The sequence below is a fragment of the Gordonia sp. NPDC127522 genome (assembly GCF_042672305.1).
GTDB lineage: Bacteria > Actinomycetota > Actinomycetes > Mycobacteriales > Mycobacteriaceae > Gordonia > Gordonia hongkongensis.
The window spans coordinates 525296-545315 of the sequence record NZ_JBHXVK010000003.1 but is presented as its reverse complement, the minus strand read 5'-3'; the positions used below and the strand labels follow the sequence as shown (position 1 = coordinate 545315).

18 protein-coding genes and 1 tRNA gene are annotated in these 20020 nt (G+C 69.0%); 7 read left to right on the top strand and 12 right to left on the bottom strand.

Features of this window, described 5'->3' with window-relative positions:
* Positions 1 to 286 precede the first annotated feature (286 nt).
* Together ACFVHY_RS10040 and metH are read right to left on the bottom strand one after the other, a co-directional pair.
* Positions 287 to 1054, bottom strand: coding sequence for a crotonase/enoyl-CoA hydratase family protein (locus ACFVHY_RS10040; RefSeq protein WP_390271391.1), 768 nt, complete (start codon positions 1052 to 1054; stop codon positions 287 to 289).
* Positions 1055 to 1092: 38 nt separating this feature from the next.
* Positions 1093 to 4683 (bottom strand): methionine synthase, encoded by a 3591-nt coding sequence (gene metH / locus ACFVHY_RS10035; RefSeq protein ID WP_390271389.1) that lies wholly within the window; start codon positions 4681 to 4683, stop codon positions 1093 to 1095.
* A gap of 51 nt (positions 4684 to 4734) precedes the next feature.
* Between metH and ACFVHY_RS10030 the strand changes: the two genes are divergently transcribed.
* Complete coding sequence (locus ACFVHY_RS10030) at positions 4735 to 5613, top strand: PAC2 family protein (RefSeq protein WP_058250418.1); 879 nt, start codon at positions 4735 to 4737, stop codon at positions 5611 to 5613.
* Between the two features lie 28 nt (positions 5614 to 5641).
* Here ACFVHY_RS10030 and ACFVHY_RS10025 read toward each other — a convergent pair whose 3' ends face one another.
* From ACFVHY_RS10025 to ACFVHY_RS10000, 6 genes are all read right to left on the bottom strand, one after another.
* On the bottom strand, positions 5642 to 5950 hold the full coding sequence (locus ACFVHY_RS10025) for a hypothetical protein (RefSeq protein WP_058250417.1): 309 nt from the start codon (positions 5948 to 5950) through the stop codon (positions 5642 to 5644).
* A gap of 54 nt (positions 5951 to 6004) precedes the next feature.
* A complete protein-coding gene (gene mshC / locus ACFVHY_RS10020; protein ID WP_390271387.1) occupies positions 6005 to 7258 on the bottom strand; it encodes a cysteine--1-D-myo-inosityl 2-amino-2-deoxy-alpha-D-glucopyranoside ligase in 1254 nt (417 codons plus the stop codon).
* 66 nt (positions 7259 to 7324) lie between these two features.
* Positions 7325 to 8179 (bottom strand): SCO1664 family protein, encoded by an 855-nt coding sequence (locus ACFVHY_RS10015; protein WP_390271385.1) that lies wholly within the window; start codon positions 8177 to 8179, stop codon positions 7325 to 7327.
* Entirely contained in the window at positions 8151 to 8885 is a 735-nt protein-coding gene (locus ACFVHY_RS10010) for a DUF3090 domain-containing protein (RefSeq protein WP_226513263.1), read from the bottom strand. The genes ACFVHY_RS10015 and ACFVHY_RS10010 overlap by 29 nt, the downstream gene beginning before the upstream one ends.
* A 25-nt stretch (positions 8886 to 8910) precedes the next feature.
* Positions 8911 to 9672 (bottom strand): MSMEG_4193 family putative phosphomutase, encoded by a 762-nt coding sequence (locus tag ACFVHY_RS10005; protein WP_390271382.1) that lies wholly within the window; start codon positions 9670 to 9672, stop codon positions 8911 to 8913.
* Between the two features lie 67 nt (positions 9673 to 9739).
* Positions 9740 to 10582: an undecaprenyl-diphosphate phosphatase gene (locus ACFVHY_RS10000; RefSeq protein WP_058250412.1), complete on the bottom strand. Its 843-nt coding sequence runs from the start codon at positions 10580 to 10582 to the stop codon at positions 9740 to 9742.
* 149 nt (positions 10583 to 10731) lie between these two features.
* On the opposite strand from ACFVHY_RS10000, the gene ACFVHY_RS09995 reads away from it, so the two are divergent.
* From ACFVHY_RS09995 to ACFVHY_RS09985, 3 genes are read left to right on the top strand one after another with little or no spacing between them, the layout of a single operon-like run.
* A complete protein-coding gene (locus ACFVHY_RS09995; protein WP_390271380.1) occupies positions 10732 to 11763 on the top strand; it encodes a YncE family protein in 1032 nt (343 codons plus the stop codon).
* A gap of 33 nt (positions 11764 to 11796) precedes the next feature.
* Positions 11797 to 12144: a DUF5703 family protein gene (locus ACFVHY_RS09990; protein ID WP_068971564.1), complete on the top strand. Its 348-nt coding sequence runs from the start codon at positions 11797 to 11799 to the stop codon at positions 12142 to 12144.
* Positions 12138 to 13274 (top strand): quinone-dependent dihydroorotate dehydrogenase, encoded by a 1137-nt coding sequence (locus ACFVHY_RS09985; RefSeq protein WP_390271378.1) that lies wholly within the window; start codon positions 12138 to 12140, stop codon positions 13272 to 13274. The genes ACFVHY_RS09990 and ACFVHY_RS09985 overlap by 7 nt, the downstream gene beginning before the upstream one ends.
* Before the next feature lie 53 nt (positions 13275 to 13327).
* Here the strand turns inward: ACFVHY_RS09985 and ACFVHY_RS09980 are convergent, their stop codons facing one another.
* Positions 13328 to 13873 (bottom strand): YbhB/YbcL family Raf kinase inhibitor-like protein, encoded by a 546-nt coding sequence (locus ACFVHY_RS09980; protein WP_078112464.1) that lies wholly within the window; start codon positions 13871 to 13873, stop codon positions 13328 to 13330.
* A gap of 106 nt (positions 13874 to 13979) precedes the next feature.
* Positions 13980 to 15314, bottom strand: coding sequence for a M20/M25/M40 family metallo-hydrolase (locus tag ACFVHY_RS09975; protein ID WP_065632192.1), 1335 nt, complete (start codon positions 15312 to 15314; stop codon positions 13980 to 13982).
* Positions 15315 to 15434: 120 nt separating this feature from the next.
* Between ACFVHY_RS09975 and ACFVHY_RS09970 the strand changes: the two genes are divergently transcribed.
* Positions 15435 to 15523: transfer RNA gene (locus tag ACFVHY_RS09970), tRNA-Leu, on the top strand.
* Between the two features lie 66 nt (positions 15524 to 15589).
* On the opposite strand, the gene ACFVHY_RS09965 is transcribed toward ACFVHY_RS09970, so the two are convergent.
* On the bottom strand, positions 15590 to 16519 hold the full coding sequence (locus ACFVHY_RS09965; RefSeq protein WP_058250577.1) for a mechanosensitive ion channel family protein: 930 nt from the start codon (positions 16517 to 16519) through the stop codon (positions 15590 to 15592).
* Positions 16520 to 16612: 93 nt separating this feature from the next.
* Positions 16613 to 17875 (bottom strand): M23 family metallopeptidase, encoded by a 1263-nt coding sequence (locus ACFVHY_RS09960; protein ID WP_390271375.1) that lies wholly within the window; start codon positions 17873 to 17875, stop codon positions 16613 to 16615.
* A gap of 112 nt (positions 17876 to 17987) precedes the next feature.
* On the opposite strand from ACFVHY_RS09960, the gene ACFVHY_RS09955 reads away from it, so the two are divergent.
* Together ACFVHY_RS09955 and ACFVHY_RS09950 are read left to right on the top strand one after the other, a co-directional pair.
* The gene (locus tag ACFVHY_RS09955) at positions 17988 to 19058 is read left to right on the top strand and encodes a nucleoside hydrolase (protein ID WP_159370756.1); all 1071 of its coding nucleotides are present in this window, start codon (positions 17988 to 17990) and stop codon (positions 19056 to 19058) included.
* Positions 19059 to 19062: 4 nt separating this feature from the next.
* Complete coding sequence (locus ACFVHY_RS09950; protein WP_390271373.1) at positions 19063 to 20013, top strand: LLM class F420-dependent oxidoreductase; 951 nt, start codon at positions 19063 to 19065, stop codon at positions 20011 to 20013.
* Positions 20014 to 20020: the final 7 nt, after the last annotated feature.

The following is a 20020-nucleotide window of genomic DNA, read 5'->3' as shown; positions in this document are numbered from 1 at the left end:
GAGCCCAATCATTGCTCCCTGAGGAGGCCGGAGCTTGCGGAGGCCGTCACGAAGGGTCCTGGTGAGTCGGGTTGTGAAGACCCTTCGTGACGCACCCTCCGCAAGCTCCGGGCGCTCCTCAGGGAGCGGGGTTGGTCGCCCTCCGCAAGCTCCGGGCGCTCCTCAGGGAGCAGGGGCAGGGCGTTCTTTCGGATCAGGGAGCGGGGGCAGGGCGTTCTTTCGGATCAGGGAGCAGGGGCTGGTGAATAGCTCGGCGCGTCGAGAGGTTCCGCATTCGTCGGTTCGTCTAACTGCCGACGCCCTCCCCGTGCCGGCCGGCCCCGCCGGCGAATCTGCTTGCGCCGGCCAGGGTGTCGGTGGCGAGCGAGACCATGCCGTGTCGGAGTTCGTTTGCGATGGCCGCGTTCGTGTCCAGGCCGTCCTGTTCGAGGACCGACAGCCGGTCCTGCCGCACGCACGTCTGCGGGAACGCGGCGATCTCCGTGGCCAGTGCGATCGCGGCCGGTAGCGCAGTCCCGGACGGCACGACGCGATTCGCGAGCCCGATCGACAGGGCCTCATCGGCGGGTACCGCCCGGCCGGTCAGCACGAGATCCATGGCCCGGCTCTCGCCGATCAGGCGCGGAAGTCGAACGGTCCCACCGTCGATCAGCGGGACGCCCCAGCGCCGGCAGAACACCCCGAAGACGGCGTCGTCGTCGACCACACGCAGGTCCGCCCACAGCGCCAGCTCCAGTCCGCCGGCCACGGCGTGCCCGGAGATCGCCGCGATGACCGGCTTGGACAACGTCATCCGCGTCGGGCCCATCGGACCGTCACCGTCGGGTGCCACCCGATTCGGGTCACCGTCCGAGATGGCCTTGAGATCGGCTCCGGCGCAAAAGGTCCCGCCTTCGCCGTAGAGCACCGCGACCGACACCGAGTCGTCGGCGTCGAACCGCCGGAAGGCATCCGCCAGCGCATCGGCCGTCGCCCGGTCGACGGCGTTGCGCCGATCCGGCCGGTCGATCCCGATGATCCGCACCGGCCCCTCGGACCGCTCCAGAACCGTCATCGCCTGTCCCCCGTCCCTCGATCCGGTGGCGAAGTACGTCAGGTGTTGAAGTACTTCGCCTCCGGATGGTGCAACACGAACGCGTCGGTCGACTGCTCGGGATGCAACTGCAACTCCTCGGACAGTTCGACGCCGATCCGCCCTGGCTCGAGCAACTCCATCATCTTCGCCCGGTCCTCGAGGTCGGGGCAGGCGCCGTAACCGAACGAGAAACGCGCGCCGCGGTATTCGAGGTCGAAGAAGCCCTGGGCGTTCTCCGGGTCCTCGCTGGCCATCGTGCGGTCGCCGAACGCGAGTTCGCTGCGCACCCGCTGGTGCCAGTATTCGGCGAGCGCCTCGGTCAGCTGCACGCCGATGCCGTGCACCTCGAGGTAGTCGCGGTAGGCGTTGTCGGCGAACAGCTTGTTGGCGAAGTCGGCGATCGGCTGTCCCATGGTGACGAGCTGGAACGGCAGCACGTCGACCTTGCCGGCCGCCTTCGCGTCGGCGCGGGACCGGATGAAGTCCGCGATGCACAGGAACCGCGACCGCTGCTGACGCGGGAACGTGAAGCTGAACCGCACCGGCGCACCGGGTTCCGGCTCGGTGAGCACGTGGACGGTGTCGCCGTCACTGACCGCCGGGTAGTACCCGTAGACCACCGCGGCGTGCTGCAGGATGTTCTCGGTCGACAGGCGATCGATCCAGTACCGCAGTCGCGGACGGCCCTCGGTCTCGACGAGGTCCTCATACGACGGCCCGTCACCACCGCGGGCGCCCCGAAGACCCCACTGACCCAGGAACAGCGCGCGCTCGTCGAGGAGCTGCATGTAGTCCGCGATCGGGACGCCCTTGACGATCCGCGACCCCCAGAACGGCGGGGTCGGGATCTCGTTGTCGGCGGCCACATCCGAGCGGGCCGGCACCTCGACGGGTTCCTCGGCGGCCTTGCGCTTGGCCGCGATGCGCTTCGATCGCTCATGGCGGGCCTTGCGTTCGGCGGCCTTCTCCGCCGCGGCCTTCGCCTCGTCGCTGTCCGGGTCGGGTCCCCCGCCGCGCTTGGTCGCCATGATGTCGTCCATCAGGCGCAGACCCTCGAAAGCGTCACGCGCATAGTGCACGTCGCCCTCGTAGGTCTCGGAGAGATCGTTCTCGACGTAGGAGCGGGTGAGTGCGGCGCCGCCGAGGAGGACCGGGTACTCGTCGGCGAGCCCGCGGGAGTTGATCTCCTCGAGGTTCTCCTTCATCACCACGGTCGACTTGACCAGCAGCCCGGACATCCCGATGACGTCCGCGCGCTTGTCCGCGGCGACGTCGAGGATGGTCGCGATCGGCTGTTTGATGCCGATGTTGACGACCTCGTACCCGTTGTTGGACAGGATGATGTCGACGAGGTTCTTGCCGATGTCGTGCACGTCGCCCTTGACGGTGGCGAGGACGATGCGTCCCTTGCCGTCCTCGCCGGTGGCCTCCATGTGCGGCTCGAGATGCGCCACCGCGGTCTTCATCACCTCGGCGGACTGCAGCACGAACGGCAGCTGCATCTGGCCCGAACCGAAGAGCTCGCCGACGGTCTTCATCCCGGCCAGCAGCGTGTCGTTGATGATCGTCAGCGGCGGGACCTGGGTCATCGCCTCGTCGAGGTCGTCGGTCAGACCGTTGCGCTCACCGTCGACGATCCGGCGCTCCAGGCGCTCGAACAGCGGCAGCTTCGCCAGTTCCTGGGCCCGCGACTCACGCGCCGAGGCGGCCGAGACACCCTCGAACAGCTCCATGAGCTTCTGCAGCGGGTCGTAACCCTCACGCCGCCGGTCGTAGACGAGGTCGAGGGCGACCTCGCGGTGCTCCTCCGGGATCCGGGCCATCGGCAGGATCTTCGACGCGTGCACGATCGCGGTGTCGAGGCCGGCCTGTACGCACTCGTGCAGGAAGACCGAGTTGAGCACCTGTCGCGCAGCGGGATTGAGCCCGAAGGAGATGTTCGAGATGCCCAGCGTGAAGTGCACGTCGGGGTGGGCCTCGTGCAGCCGGCGGATGGCCTCGATGGTCTCGATGCCGTCGCGTCGGACTTCTTCCTGACCCGTCGAGATCGGGAAGGTCAGCGTGTCGAGGATGATGTCTTCTTCGGCGAGTCCCCAGTTGCCGGTGATGTCGGCGATCAGCCGCTCGGCCACCCGGACCTTCCAGTCCGCGGTACGCGCCTGCCCCTCCTCGTCGATGGTGAGCGCGACGACCGCCGCCCCGTGCTCGACGACGAGCTGCATGATCTTGGTGAACCGCGAATCCGGTCCGTCGCCGTCCTCGTAGTTGACCGAGTTCACCGCGCAGCGCCCGCCCAGCGACTCCAGACCGGCTCGGATGACCTCCGGCTCGGTGGAGTCGAGCATGATCGGCAGCGTCGACGAGGTGGCGAACCGGCTGGCGAGAGCCGTCATGTCGGCGGCGCCGTCGCGACCGACGTAGTCGACGTTGAGGTCGAGCATGTGCGCGCCGTCGCGGGTCTGGTCCTTCGCGATGTCGAGGCACTTCTGGTAGTCCTCGGCGATCATCGCCTCGCGGAAGGCCTTGGAGCCGTTGGTGTTCGTGCGCTCACCGATCACCAGGAAGCTGGCGTCCTGGTCGAAGGGCACCGCGGAGTACAGCGACGACGTCTCCGACTCGTGTTCCGGGGTCCGGGTCGCCGGGGTCACCTCGGACACCGCGTCCGCGACCTGCCGGATGTGTTCGGGTGTCGTGCCGCAACAGCCACCGACGAACTGCAGGCCGAACTCGCCCACGAACTGCGACATGGCCTGCGCGAGTTCCTCGGGCGTCAGCGGGTACTCGGCGCCGTTGGCACCGAGGACCGGCAGACCGGCATTGGGCATCACCGACACCGGGATGCGCGCGTGCTTGGAGAGGTACCGCAGGTGCTCGCTCATCTCGGCGGGACCGGTGGCGCAGTTCAGGCCGATCAGATCGATACCGAGCGGCTCCAGCGCTGTCAGCGCGGCACCGATCTCCGAGCCGAGGAGCATCGTGCCGGTCGTCTCGACCGTGACGTGGGAGATGATCGGGATCCTGCGGCCCACCCGCTCCATCGCACGGCGGGCGGCCACCACCGCCGATTTCACCTGCAGCAGGTCCTGCGAGGTCTCGATCAGGATCGCGTCGGCACCGCCCTCGAGCATGCCGATGACGCATTCCAGGTAGGCGTCGCGGATGGCCGCATACGTGGTGTGGCCGAGGCTGGGCAGCTTGGTGCCCGGCCCGATCGAACCCAGGACGAAACGGTCGGTGCCGTCGGCCGAGGGACCCATCTCGTCGGCGACGCCGCGCGCGATCGTCGTTCCCTTGTACGACAGCTCCCGGATCCGGTCCGCGATGTCGTAATCGCCCAGATTCGACAGGTTGCACCCGAAGGTGTTGGTCTCCACGGCGTCGGCGCCGGCCTCGAAGTACGCACGGTGGATGCCCTCGAGGACGTCGGGCCGGGTGTCGTTGAGGATCTCGTTGCAACCCTCGAGGCCACGGAAGTCGTCGAGCGTCAGATCCGCGGCCTGCAGCATGGTGCCCATCGCCCCGTCGCCGATCAGTACCCGACGCGACATCGCCGACAGAAATGTCGTGTCGAAATCGCGTGGATCGGTTCCGGAGAAGTCAGGGGACATGGTTGACAGCGTAGTTCGCCCTCTCTGCGTGTTCGGTCGTAGGCTGGATCGGTGAACGCTGAGCAGACGTCGAACCTTCCCCAGCTGCGCAGACCCATTCTGCTCGCGGCCTTCGAGGGGTGGAACGACGCCGGGGACGCCGCCAGCAGCGCTGTCGAGCACCTGGCACTCGAATGGGACGCCCGACCCCTCGCCGACATCGACTCCGATGAATACTACGACTTCCAGGTCAATCGCCCCACCGTGAATCAGATCGACGGGGTCACGCGCCGGATCGACTGGCCGACGACGTCGATCTCGTACTGCAGCCCGCGGGGCGCCGACCGCGACATCGTGCTGGTCCGCGGCATCGAACCCAACATGCGGTGGCGGGCGTTCTGCGCCGAGATCGTCGACCTCGCGCAGGAGCTCGGTGTCGAGACCACGGTGATGCTGGGCGCGTTGCTCGCCGACACCCCGCACACCCGTCCGGTGCCGGTGACCGGCGCGGCCTACAGCAGCGAGTCCGCGGCCCGGTACAACCTCGCGGAGAGTCGCTACGAGGGACCGACCGGCATCACCGGTGTGCTCCAGGATCTCTTCGTCCAGGCAGGTCTGCCGGCCGTCTCGTTCTGGGCGGCCGTCCCCCACTACGTGTCGACGCCGCCGAACCCGAAGGCCACGGTGGCGCTGCTGACCCGGGTCGAGGAGGTCCTCGACATCGAGGTGCCGCTCGGCACCCTCCCCGAGCAGGCGGAGGAATGGGAACGCGCGGTCACCGAGATGACGGAAGACGACGAGGAGATCGCCGACTACGTGCGCGGGCTCGAAGAGCGCGGGGACGCCGAGGTCGACACCGACGAGGTCATGGCGAAGATCGACGGCGACGCGCTGGCCGCCGAGTTCGAGCGCTACCTCAAACGTCGCGGCCAGGGCCCGTTCGGACCCTGAACCAGGCGTCCGGCCGGAATCCGGGTCGTCAGCCGATCTTCTCGATGGACACCACCGGGGTGGTGATCCGCCACGTGCGGACGTCGGGATCGTCGGCGGCGCGCACCCAGAACTGCGCGGACTCCCCCAGGCGACAGGACTTCACCCCGAGCAGCGGGATGTCCTCGGAGTCGCGTCGGAGCCTGCTGACCGTCCAGTCCTCGTTCTCGGTGCCGCCGACCCCGGGGGCCCGGAGCAGCGTCATCTCGGTGAAATCCAGCAGGTAGGTCGACGTCCGGGTGACGACGGTGTACACCCCGGCGTCGGTCTCGGGTCGGATCTCTTGCACGCGCGCCACGTCAGCACTCTACCCAGACGTCGGCGCGCGGACATCCGGGCGTGGGGACAACGCCTATCGGACGTCGGGGACGAGCGGGATTCCCAGCAGCGCGTCGACCGCGGCCGCGAGCTCGGCGGGCGCCGTCGTCGACGAACCGATTCCGTTGCGCACATCCGCGCACCAACCGTCCACTGCGGCAAGCGCTTTAGGGGTGTCGAGGTCGTCGGCGAGATGCTGGCGGAGCCGCTCGATGACCGGTTCGGCGTCGGGTCCGGCGCCGGCGCCGAGCGCCGTACGCCAGCGACCGAGGCGTTCGACGGCCGTGTCCAGGACCGCGTCCGTCCACATCCGGTCACCGCGGTAGTGGTCGGCGAGCAGTGCGAGTCGGATGGCCGCGGGGTCCACGCCCTCGCGACGCAGGACCGACACGAACACGAGATTGCCACGACTCTTCGACATCTTCTCGCCGTCGAGCCCGACCATTCCGGTGTGCACGTAGTGCCGGGCGAACCGCCGCGAACCGGTGAGGGCCTCCCCGTGGGCCGCCGAGTACTCGTGGTGCGGATAGATGAGATCGTTGCCGCCGCCCTGGATGTCGAACTCGATCCCGAGGCGGTTCAGCGCGATCGCCGAACACTCGATGTGCCAGCCCGGCCGGCCCGGACCGAACGGCGACTCCCACGACGGCTCGCCCGGACGTTCGGCGCGCCACAGGAGCGCGTCGAGCGGATCGCGTTTGCCGGGACGATCGGGATCGCCGCCGCGCTCGGCGAAGAACCGTTCCATGGTCTCGCGGTCGTACCCCGACTCGTAGCCGAACTGTTCGGTGGCATCGGTGCGGAAATAGACGTCCGGGAACTGCGCGTCGTCGACGGTGTAGGCGGCCCCGGAGGCCAGCAGCTTGCCGACGACCTCGACGACCTCGTTGACCGACTCGACCGCGCCGATGTAATCGCGTGGGGGCAGGACGCGCAGGGCGGTCATGTCGTCGCGGAACAACTGCGTCTCCCGCGCCCCGAGATCACGCCAGTCGACGCCGTCCCGGTCCGCCCGTTCGAACAGCGGGTCGTCGACGTCGGTGACGTTCTGCACGTAATGGACCTCGTGGCCCTGATCGCGCAGGATCCGGTTGACCTGGTCGAAGGTCACATAGGTGGCGGCGTGCCCCAGGTGGGTCGCGTCGTAGGGGGTGATGCCGCACACGTACATGGTCGCGGTGGCCCCGGGGGCGACGGGACGGACCGCACGGTCGGCGGTGTCGTAGAGACGGAGGGCGGGTCCACTGCCCGGTACGGCGGGGAGTTCGAGATCGGGCCACGACTGCATGCGTCCACTGTATTGCCCACCGCGCGCAGGCCCTTCACGGCCTCGTCCGGGACGGAGCGCACTCGCTCAGAACGGCGGCCACGGGATGGGCCGGTGACCGGGCGGGTGCGGCATGGTCGCGCTCTCGGCGACCACGATCGCGCGGATCGCGAGCGACTCGATCTCGTCGGGCGTGATGTGTTCGGCGAGCTGTGCGCGCAGGGCCGAGCCGTCGGTCTCCAGACGTTCGGCGAGTTCGGCGACATCGGCGACGAGGTGCCCGGGTACCGGTTCGCCCGCCCAGCCCCACAACACCGTCCGCAGTTTGTCCTCCTCGTGCAGGCAGATGCCGTGGTCGATCCCGTAGACGGTGCCGTCCAGACCTTCTAGGACGTGACCGCCCTTGCGGTCGGCGTTGTTGAGGATGACGTCGAGCACCGACATGCGCTGCAACCGCGGGTCGTCGGCGTGCACCAGCACGACGGGGTCGCCGTACGGGTCGTAGGCCTGCAGGACCGCGAGATAGCCGGTGGGTACCGCGCCCACCGGGCACAGGTCGACCAGGTCGACCCGTGGTTCGGTCTCCGGGATCGGGTGATCGGTGTTGTCGGGTGTCTCGACCCAGCGCTGCACCATCCCGGGCCCGAGCGGCCCGTCGCGGTGCACCGTGGTCGGGATCGTGTCCCACCCCAGCGCCTCCGAGATCAGATACGACGCCACTTCCCGTCCGGCGAGCGTGCCGTCGGGGAAGTCCCACAGCGGCACCTCACCGCGCACCGGTTTGTACACACAGCGCACTGAGGTCCGGTCGTCGAGCACCGCATCGCACACGAGCGTCGCGTTGCTGGCCGACGGGATCCGGCCGAGGATGGTGAGTTCGCCCTCGCGGAGGACGTGGTCGACCGCGGGCTCGTCAGTCACGTGCGGAAGAGCCGGCGTCACCGGGCTCGTCGGGGTCGTCCGGGTCACCGGACGGCGGGGTGTCCCCCGCCTGGCCGAAGGGGTCGTCATCGGCCGCCAGGCCCGGATCATTCTGTGCGGCAAGGCTGTTGAAGACATCGGGGTCGATGAAGTCGAGGGATTTGCTCAACTCCGCGTCCCGTTTGTATCCGTTGGTCCGGATACACAGGTGACCTTCGGGGTCGAGCGGTTCGCTGCACAGCGGGCACGGCTGTCGTCCCGCGGATATCACCCTCGACGAACGGGCGGCGAACTCACGGGCCGCCGCGGTCGTCAGGAAGACCCGCACCGCGTCCGGGCCCTCGTCGGTGTCGTCGAGGACCACGCTCTCGTCGAACTCCCCCTCGGTGATGGCGAGCAACTCGACCACCACCGCCTCGGATTCGGCGTCCCAGCCGAGCCCCATCGTGCCGACCCGGAACTCGGCGTCGACCGGCATCACCAGTGGACTCAGGTCACCGACCCGGTCGGTCTCCGGCGGGATCGGCGTGCCGAAGCGTCGGTGGATCTCGTCGAGCAGGGCACCGATCCGGTCGGCGAGGATCTGGACCTGCTGCTTCTCCAGCATCACGCTGATGATGCGGGCCTCGTGGACCGCCTGGAGGTAGAACGTGCGGTCACCGGGCTGCCCGATCGTGCCCGCCACGAAGCGGTCCGGGCTCCGGAACACGTGTATCGCTCGAGACATCACACCTCCTTCGTCGTCTGGTTCATTATCCCGATGTCGCCGGGATCGTCGCGGCACCGTTGGCGGACGGCGCGACATCCGCGCCCGTGTCGCCGCCCACCACCGCGTCGTCGGACGGTCGCTGCCCGTCCTGCGCCGGCGGCGGGGGCTTCGGGATGGACAGCGACTCGGTCGCATTCACCGTGTGGACATACGGACGCGACGGCGTGTAGCGGATCACGCTGATCGACGCCGGTTCGACGACGATGCGCTGGAAGGCGTCGAGGTGGCTGCCCATGGCGTCGGCGATGATCGACTTGATCACGTCACCGTGCGAGCAGGCGATCCACACCCCCGAACCGTCCGGGCCGCCGTGGACGCGGTCCAGTTCGCGGATGGCGCGTACGGCCCGTGCCTGCACGTCGGCGAGTCCCTCCCCGTCGGGGAAGATCGCGGCCGACGGCTGCCGCTGCACGACCTTCCACAGCGGTTCGGTCAACAATTCCGAGATCGGACGCCCGGTCCACCCGCCGTAGTCGACCTCGGCGAGATCGTCCACGACGATTTCCGGTGGCGCCTGACCATCGGCGGCCAGCGCCGCCAGCAGTGGCTGGACGGTCTCGGCGCACCGATCGAGCGGCGAACGTGCCACCGCGCGGATGGACCCGAGATGGTCGCCGAGGCGACGAACCAGATCATCGGCCTGGGCGCGCCCGCGGTCGTCGAGGTGGACGCCGGCGCTGCGACCGGCGAGCACCCCTGAGGTGTTCGCCGTCGAACGGCCGTGCCGGAGAAGGATCACGGTCATCCCACAACCATAGGCACCGGCCCGGCGGGACCGCACGGCGCGACCGCCCGGCGCCGCGGCCGTGGCATCAGGTCGCCGAGACGACGCCGGTCGACAGCAGGATGATCAGCGTGACGCCCAGCACGATGCGATAGGCGCCGAACCAGTTCATGGAGTGCGCGCTGACGAACTTGAGCAGCCAGGCGATCGCGGCATAACCGACGACGAACGCGACCAGCGTCGCGACGAGCAGCTGGGGCCCGCTGGCCTCCATGCCCTCCCCGCTCGGGTTGAACGCGTCCGGGAGGCTGAACAGGCCGGATGCGGTGACCGCGGGGATGGCCAGCAGGAACGAGAAGCGGAACGCGGCTTCGCGTTCGAGTCCGAGGAACAGGCCGGCACTCGCGGTCGCACCGGAACGCGACACGCCCGGGATCAGCGCCAGACATTGGGCGCCACCCATCACGAGGCCGTCCCGCAGGGTGAGCTGCTCGAGGTTCCGCTGCTTCTGCCCGTATCGCTCGGCCAGCCAGAACACGCCGGCGAACACGATCAGCATGATGGCGACGAGCCACAGATTGCGTCCGGTGGTGCGGATCTCGTCCTTGAACAGGAAGCCGATCAGGCCGATCGGGATGGTCGCGAAGATCACGTACCAGCCGATCCGGTAGTCGACGTTCCGCTCGTCGGCATGGCGGAGCCCGCGGAACCACGCGGTGATGATGCGGACGATGTCGCGGGCGAAGAAGACGAGGACCGCGGCCTCGGTGCCGAGCTGCGTGACCGCGGTGAAGGAAGCGCCGGCGTCCTCGCCGAACATCAGTTCGGAGGCGATCCGGAGATGCCCGGACGACGAGATCGGCAGGAACTCGGTGAGGCCCTGCAACGCCCCGAGGACGATCGACTGGGTCCACGTCATGGTGTCGGTCACGGCGCCCGATGCTACTTGGGACCGCCGCGCCCGACCCGACACGACGACACGGCCCCGACCCGCCTGAGCGGCGCGCGGAAGCGGTCGCGCAAGATGGGGACATGCTCTTCCCGCGACCTTCACGCCCAAGTCACCAGTCCCACACGGGCATGTCGCGGCTACGGTGTCCGATCGCGGCCACGGCGGCACTGGTCATCGGTGTGGGCATGATCACCGCGTGCGGCTCCGACGACGGCACCCCCGACGTACCGACCGTCGCGCCCGCGACCGCGCCGGAGGCGCCCGCGAATTCGACGACGGCTCCCGCGGGCACCGTCGTGCCCGCCCCGGCCGGGGCGCGTGCGCTCGCCGCGTCGGGTGGCAGCGTCGCCGTCCTCTCGGCCGACGGCAACCAGATCCTCCGATACGACGCCGGGGCGCTGACGACCCCGCCGCAGACGATCGCGGTCCCGGGCCTCACCACCCTGGCCGCCGGCGACGACGGCGGGTTCGTCGGCGCGGGCCCGGGTGCGCTCGTCGTCGTCGATGCCGACGGGCGGATCCGCACGGGCGACCTCGAGTCCGACCAGCCGACGGCGATCGCCCGGACCACGGCCGGGCTTCTCGTCGTCGGCACGGCCGATGGACGAGTCCTCGTGTACGACAACGATTTCGCGAAGAAGCACGACGTCGATCGCTTCGTACGGGTGGACTCGGTGACGGCCGCGCCCGAGTCTGCGGAAGGCCTCGACGGCCAGGTCGTCGTCCTGGATCGGGCGCAGTCGTCGGTGACCCCTGTCGACCCCGAATCCGGTGAACTGGGGCCGGCGCTGCGTGCGGGCAACGGGGCCACCAACTCGACCGTCGACGAGTTCGGACGCGTGCTGGTCGCCAACACCCGTGACGGCGAGATCCTCGGCTTCTTCGGATCACCGCTGGTGATGCGCTTTCGCTACCCGGTGGCCGGCGGACCGTACGCCGTAGACTACGACGACACCCGAGACCTGCTCTGGGTCTCGACGACCGGCGACAACGAGGTGGTGGCATTTGACCTGGCAGACGGTGAACCCACCGAGGTCCGGCGGTTCGCCTCGGTCGTACAGCCCGACCACATCGTGGTCGACGGATCGGGCCCCGTCTACGTCCTCTCGGCGCGGAACGGCGGGCTCCAGGTGGTTCCCGACGACGGGCGGGCCGAATGAATCCCGGCGCCGGGAGCGAAGCGAGCGGGCCGAATGAATCCTGACCGGCGTCCGCACGCTCGTAGTGCGCGTACTGCTGCGCGCCTCGGTTCCCGCTATCCCGACGGGTGGGAGGTCACCTCGGAGGATGTCGAGTGCATCCTGCTGCGTCTTCCCCCTGACGTCACCCGGGTGACCGCCTCGATGCGGCTGGCCCTCGAGGCGGAGTTCGGCGGTTGGGAGCTGTCCAGGGTGCGGCTCTACTCCGACGGAACCCGCAAGGTGCTGCTCAAACGGCGCCGGCCGCCGCGAGGTTCACGCGGGCCCGACACCGCCGACCCGACCGGCGACCGGTCCACCGGATTCGACGACAACGACCCACGGAGCGCCCGCGCATGCTGATGTCCCGCAGCACCACCCGAGTACTTCCCGTGCTCAACCGGTGGTGCTATCCCCTGCTGCGCTCGGTCATGTTCCGCGTCGATCCGGAGCGAATCCATCACATCGTGTTCTCGGTGCTGCGCGTCGTCGGGCGGTTTCCGCCGTTGGCGTTCCTGACCGCGAGGCTGTTGGCCCGGCATGATCCGATCCTGCGGACGCGGGTGTTCGGCGTCGACTTTCCCGCCCCGATCGGTCTGGCGGCCGGGTTCGACAAGACGGCGGGCGCGGTGAACACCTGGGGTCAGCTCGGCTTCGGGTTCGCCGAGATCGGCACGATCACCGGCCAGGGGCAGCCCGGGAATCCGACGCCGCGATTGTTCCGGCTGCCCGCGGACCGTGCGCTGATCAATCGGATGGGCTTCAACAATCCCGGTGCCGAGGTGGCCGCACAGCACCTGACCGAGGTACGACGGGGGCCGGTGTCGGTCCCCATCGGAGCCAACATCGGCAAGACCAAGGTCGTCCCGGTCGAGGACGCCATCGACGACTACCGGCGTTCGGCGGAACTGCTCGGACCGCTCGCGGATTTCGTCGTGGTCAACGTGAGTTCGCCGAACACCCCGGGACTGCGTGATCTGCAGGCCGTCGACTCACTGCGACCGATCCTGGCCGCGGTGCTCGCCGCCGTGGACGTCCCGGTGCTGGTGAAGATCGCCCCCGATCTCGTCGACGACGACGTCGACGCCGTGGCGGACCTGGCCGTGGAGCTCGGCCTGGCCGGCATCGTCGCCACCAACACCACGATCGGCCGCGAGGGTCTGCGCACCCCGTCGCACGAGGTCGATGACATCGGTGCCGGTGGCCTGTCGGGGCCGCCGGTCAACGCTCGGTCGCTGACGGTGCTGCGTCGCCTCTACGACCGCGTCGGCGGACGTGTCGCGCTCGTCAGCGTGGGCGGCATCGAGACCGTCGACCAGGCCTGGGAGCGGATCTGCGCCGGTGCCGACCTGTTGCAGGTCTACACCGGCTTCATCTACGGCGGCCCGGTGTGGCTCGCCGAGCTCCATGCCGGACTCGCCCGGCGCGCCCGGGACGGTGGCTTCGTCTCGATCTCCGACGCGGTCGGTTGCGCGGCCCGCAACCAGCCCTGACGGCCACCGATCGCCCGGTACGCAGGGCACCGGGCGATCGGCCGTGCGAGAACTCAGACGTTCTCGGCTGGTTGCTCGTAGGTGCCGACGAGGGTCGCCCGCGCGATCGCATGCGAGAACAGGTTGAAACCCAGGTAGGCCGGTGTCGCGTTCTCCGGCAGCCCGAGCGATTCGGTGTCCACGGCGTGCACGACGACGAAATAGCGGTGCGGGCCGTGTCCGGGAGGCGGCGCGGCACCGATGTAGCGGCGTAGCGAGGCGTCGTTGGTGAGGGTGACCGCGCCTTCGGGGAGCCCGGACCCGTCGTCGTCGCCGGCGCCCTCGGGCAGGCTCGTGACCGAGGCGGGGATGTCGGCGACGGCCCAGTGCCAGAACCCGGCGGCGGTCGGAGCGTCGGGGTCGTAGACGGTGACGGCGAAACTCTTGGTCTCGGCGGGGAATCCGGACCAGCTCAGCTGCGGGGAGAGGTCCTCGCCACCCGCACCCATGATCCCGCTCACCTGCCCGTTGGCGAGTGCGGCCCCGTCGGTGAAGCTCTCCGAGGTCAGGGTGAAACCGGGAAGGCTCGGCAGCGGGGAGTACGGGTCGAATGACGACATGTGTTCACCTTTCTCACGTTTCGCGCGTCGGAAGAGTGCCGGTCACCCTCCGAACCGGTGCGTCCGGATCGGCGGGAAGGCCGTGCCGCCCACTGTAGTGGTGTGCTCAGCTGTGCCGCAGAAAGTGCTCGAAGACCTTGGTGCCGAACAGAACCGAATCGACAGGCACGCGCTCGTCGACGCCGTGGAACAGGGCCGCGAAGTCGAGTTCGGGCGGCAACCGCAACGGCGCGAACCCGAAGCATCGGATGCCCAGCTTCGCGAACGCCTTGGCGTCGGTGCCGCCGGAGAGCATGTACGGCACCGTCTTTCCCTGCGGATCGTGCTCGAGGACGGCGGCGTTCATCGCATCCACCAGGTCGCCGTCGAAGGTCGTCTCGTAGGAATCGAGATGGGTGATCCACTCCCGCCGCACGTTGGGCCCGATGAGTTCGTCGATCTCCTTCTCGAACGCGGCCTGCCGCCCGGGGAGCACGCGGCAGTCGATGACCGCCTCGGCCTTCTGCGGGATGACGTTGGCCTTGTAGCCGGCCTTGAGCATCGTGGGATTGGCGGTGTCACGCAGGGTCGCGCCGATGATCCGCGCGAGGTTGCCCAGCTTGAACAGCGACGTCTCCAGGTCGGGGGCCTCGGGACTCAGGTCCAGGCCCGTCTCCGCACTGACCTCGGCCAGGAACTGGCTGACCGATTCCGTCATCACCAGGGGGAACGTGTGCCGACCGATCCGGGCGACCGCCTCGGCGACCTCGGTGACGGCGTTCTCCTCGTGCAGGAACGATCCGTGCCCGGCCCGCGCCTCGGCGGTGAGCCGCATCCACGCGAGCCCCTTCTCGGCCGTCTCGACCAGATAGAGACGTTTCTGCGTGCCGTCGGGCCGGTCGACGGTGAGCGAGAAGCCGCCGACCTCGCCGACGGCCTCGGTGATGCCCTCGAACAGGTCGGGCCGGTTCTCGACGAGCCAGTGCGCGCCCCACGCCCCGCCGGCCTCCTCGTCGGCGAGGAACGCGAACACCAGCTCCCGGGGCGGCACCGTGCCGTCTCGTTTGAACTGACGCGCGAGCGCCAGGGCCATTCCGGCCATGTCCTTCATGTCGACCGCGCCGCGGCCCCAGATGTAGCCGTCCTTGATGGCACCGGAGAACGGGTGAACACTCCAGTCGGCCGGTTCGGCGGGCACGACGTCGAGGTGGGCGTGGATCAGCAGCGCGCCGCGATCGGAGTCGGGCGGACCGGCGAGGCGCGCGAACACATTGCCGCGGCCGGGACGGCCGGACTCGACGTACTGCGTGGTGTAGCCCACCTCCTCAAGCTGCTGGGCCACCCACTTGGCGCACTCCTCCTCGCCCTTGGTGGTCTCGGGCTCGCCCGTGTTGGAGGTGTCGAAACGGATCAATTGGCTGACCAGATCGACCACTTCGTCGGTCGCAGACTGTGAAGACACCCCTCACTCCTACGGGATTTGGGATACACGGGCAACCTCGGTTAGGGTTATCCCGCTGCAGCGAGACGGGGTCGAGAGACCACCGGCGGGAGATCGCCGGACGCTCACCGCGGCACGCAGGTCCGAGTGGCGGAATGGCAGACGCGCTAGCTTGAGGTGCTAGTGTCCTATTAACGGACGTGGGGGTTCAAGTCCCCCCTCGGACACCAGAACAACGAGAAGAACCCCGGCTCACCGCCGGGGTTCTTCTCGTTGTGCCGCAGGCGATCTCCGCGTCAGGGTGCGACCGAATCCGCGAGCGCCGCCCACGCCCGCGAGTACGGCAGATCGATCGAGTTCTCCACGAAGGCCCGCAGGATCGCCCGACGCAGTCGCCGCTGCACCGCCCACTGGCCGTTCGGTTTGGTCTTCACCGTCAGACGCAGGACGACCTGATCCGACGACACCTCCTGGACGCCGAGCATCTCGATCTGGCCGAGGATGTCGGTCGAGTCCTCCTCCACCGCGGTGCGGGCCGCCTCGTCGGCCACCTGCTGCGCCTTGTCGATGTCGGCGCCGGGCGCCACCGGGACGTCGACGCGCGCGACCGCGAACTCCTGGCTCATGTTGCCCACGCGGGCGATCTCGCCGTTGCGGACGTACCAGAGAGTGCCGTCGATGTCGCGCAGGGTGGTGACGCGCAGCCCCACCGATTCGACCTCGCCCACGGCCTCGCCGAGATCGACGATGTCACCCACGCCGTACTGGTCCTCGAGCAGCATGAAGACGCCGGTCACGAAGTCGCGCACCAGGTTCTGCGCACCGAAACCGATGGCGAGGCCGACGATGCCGGCCGAGGCGATGAACGGCGCGATGTTGACGCCGAGGACGCTCAGGACCGACAGCACCACCCAGACGAGCAGCACGATCGACACCGTCGACTTGAGCACCGACCCGATCGTCGCGGCCCGCTGTGCACGGCGTGCGGCGATCTGGGCGTTGCGCTCGGTGGAGGCCGACTTCGACCGCAGTCCGCGCATGAGAGCGGTGCCGCGGCCCGGCTCCCCGCCGGCGGTCCGTGGCCGGGTGGCGCGGTCGATGGCACGGTGGATCACGAAGCGGACGATCAACGCCACGGCCACGTAGGCGACGATGCGAGCGGGATTCTCGATCAGCCATTCGCGGTTCGTTTCCGTCCATTCGAAGGCAGAGTCCTGAATCGACATGGGTCCGACCGTACGGATGATGAGATCGTTGTCCAGTCGTGACCGACCCCGTGTTGGGTGGCGGGTGAGAGGCGGTGACGCCGGAAACCGTTGTCAGCCTGCGGTGAACGTGACGATGTTCTGATCGAGGATCATCTGCTTCTCGTGTGTGCTCTCCGTCACGCCGGGGGCGAGCCGCAACGGCACCCCGGTGGCCTCCGAGGCGTCGAACGCCGCGGTGTCGACCACCCGGCCGGTGATCGTGAACTCCTCGGTCACGCTGGGCACACCCTGCGAGCCGAGGAACTCCGGCCCGTTCATGACGTGGACGTGCAGGTGCGGCGCCACCGAGTTCCCGGTGTTGCCGACCTTGCCGATGACCTCACCCCGGCGCACCCGGTCGCCAGGGGCGAAGCGGACCGACCCGGGTTGCATGTGCGCATAGTTCACGTAGAAGCCGTCGCCGATGTCGAGGACGAGGTTGTTGCCGTCGGCGTCGCCGATGGCCAGATCCGGCGGGAACGTCCCCGGTGTCTGCTCCGGCAGGTCGTTGCGGCTGGCGACCACCGTGCCGTCGGCGACGGCGAGCACGTCATCGCCGAAGATCCGGTAGCTCGCCGGATTCTTCGCGTCGCCGACGAAGATCCGACCATCGGCACCGGCCTGCTCCCAGTCCACCGCGTACCGCTGGGCGAGGACCGGTGATCCGTTCAGGGGGAGAAGCGCGCGTGTGTGCCGGACGGCGTCGCAGCACGCGTCGGCGGCGATGTAGTGCTCACCGAGCAGGGGTGGTCCCAGGACCGGGACGGTTGAATCGCCCACCGTGACGGGCGCGAGGCGTTCGTCGACATCCCGCATACCCGGTGGCGCCGCATCGGCACGCACGGAGATCTCGTGGATCAGCTGCTTCGGCGCATTCCCGGAGAAGGTCACGTGGAGGAAGAGGACGCCGTTCTGTCCCGGCGCCAGCACGTCGGAGTACCCCTCGGGTGCGCCCGGACCGGGCGGCACCGACGGGGCGCCGGTGGGCTTGAGCCGACCGCGGACCCCGTTTTCGTCGAGTGTGAGCAGCGGTTCGCGGTCGGTGGTGGCGTCGAGCACCTCGACTCCGGCGACCGTCACCGGTGTGCGCATGTAGTTGGTCAGCGAGATCTCATAGACGAGGTGGTTGTCGCCGTCGGAACCGGCGAACGGTGTCGGCGCGAACATCACCGACCCGACCACCGGTGTGACGACGGGAGCCGACGGCGTACCGCTCGCGCCGGCCGAACCACTCGTCGAGGAAGCCTCGGGCTCGGCGCTGTTCGCGCCGCACGCGCTCACCAGGAGGACCGCACCGGCACCCAGGGCGGCCAGCGTGTGTCGTGTCGGGGCCATCGGTTCCTCCGGGGCTCATCGGGCCGACGACGGTCCGCCCCGGCTGCCGTGAGCCTAGGGTCCCGACGGGGTGGTGGACCCGCGTTCGCAGCGGACCCGGCACAATTGTGCGGTGACCCAGCGCCTGTTCTTCGACTGCGACACCGGCATCGACGACTCACTCGCGCTGATCTATCTGCTCGCGCGCACCGACGTCGACCTCGTCGGAGTGGCCTCGACGGCCGGCAATGTGCCCGTCGATGTCGTGACGGCCAACAATCTCTCGTGGCTGGAGCTGTGCGGACGCCCCGAGGTGCCCGTCCACACGGGCCCGGCCACTCCCCTCGTCGCCGCGCTGATGACCACCGAGGACACCCACGGTCCGCTGGGCGTCGGACACGCCGAACTGCCGGCCCCGACCACGACGCCGAGCCATCTCGACGCCGCCGACGCCTGGATCGAGGCGTCGCAGGCGCACGCCGGCGAACTCGTCGGCCTGGTGACCGGCCCCCTCACGTCTCTGGCGACCGCGATCCGACGCGACCCGGACCTGCCGGCGCGCCTGCGGCGCCTGGTCATCATGGGCGGCGCCTTCCACACCCACGGCAACACGACGCCCACCTCGGAGTGGAATGTGGCCGTCGACCCGGAAGCAGCGGCCGAGGTGTTCACCGCCTTCGGCACCGCGGGCGCCCCGGAACCGATCGTCTGCGCGCTCGACCTCACCGAGTCGGTCGTCCTGACACCCGATCACGTGGTCCGACTCGCCGCCGCGGCCGGCAGCACGCCCGTCGAGTGCCCGGACCCGACCGACGAACGCGGACTCCGTTCGGTCGCCGACAACGAGATCATCCGGCATCTCGTCGACGCCCTGCGGTTCTATTTCGAGTTCCACGACGATCACGACGAGGGTTACATCGCCCACCTGCACGACCCGTTCGCCGCACTGGTCGCGCTGGCCCCCGACACGGTCGAGACCCGCCCGGCGCGCGTCGACGTCGAACTCGCCGGGACGCTGACGCGGGGCATGACCGTGGCCGACGAACGCGCGATGACCGCGCCCGGACCCAACGCCCGCATCGCGACCTCCACCGACGTCGACGCCGTGTTCGACGAATTGATCGAGACGATCGGCGCGTTCGCGCGCAGTCGCGCACCCGAAATCGTCGGCACCGCGCCGGAGGAGTCCACCGGACTACTCTGAACGGGTGACTCGACTCGGTTACCAGATCCCGAACTTCACCTACCCCGGCGTCGCCGCCGACCAGTTGTTCCCCACCGTGGTCGCGCAGGCGCAAGAGGCCGAGAACTCCGGCTTCGACACCGTCTTCGTGATGGACCACTTCTATCAGTTGCCGATGCTCGGTGAGCCCGACGATCCGATGATCGAGTGCTACACCCTGCTCGCGGCACTCGCCCAGCACACCTCGAAGGTCCGTCTGTCGTCGCTCGTCACCGGCAACACCTACCGCAACCCGACGCTGCTCGCGAAGACGGTGACGGCTCTCGACGTGGTGTCGGGTGGTCGGGCCCAGCTCGGCATCGGTGCGGGATGGTATGAGCTGGAACATGATTCGCTCGGGTACGAGTTCGGGACATTCACCGACCGGTTCGAGCGCCTCGAGGAGGCGCTGCAGATCATCCTCGGCATGCTCGCCGGCAGGAATCCCAACCTCGACGGTGACCGCTATCAGGTCACCAACGCTCTCAATGTGCCTGCGCCGCTCTCGAAGATCCCGGTGATGATCGGCGGCGGCGGCGAGCGCAAGACGTTGCGGATGGTCGCGCAGTACGCCGACGAATCGAACCTGCTGTGCACACCCGCCGACATCCCCCGCAAACTCGACGCCCTCGCCGAACACTGCGAACGACTCGGCCGGGACCGCTCGGAGATCACCGTGACCGTGCAGACGTCGGCCTGCGTGGCGCCGACCGCCGCCGAGGCGACCGCGGAGCTGGAGGCCTACCTGGAGCGCACACCGGCGGCCGAGTCACGCCGCGGATCGACGATCGTCGGGGATCCCGACGAGGTGGCCGCCCGCTACGCCGAGCTGCTCGCGACCGGTGTCGACGGTGTCACGGTGAACGCTCCCGCCAACGGCCATGTGCCGGGGCGGGTCTCGCTACTCGGCGAGACGCTGGCACCGCTGATCGGCTGATGCTCCA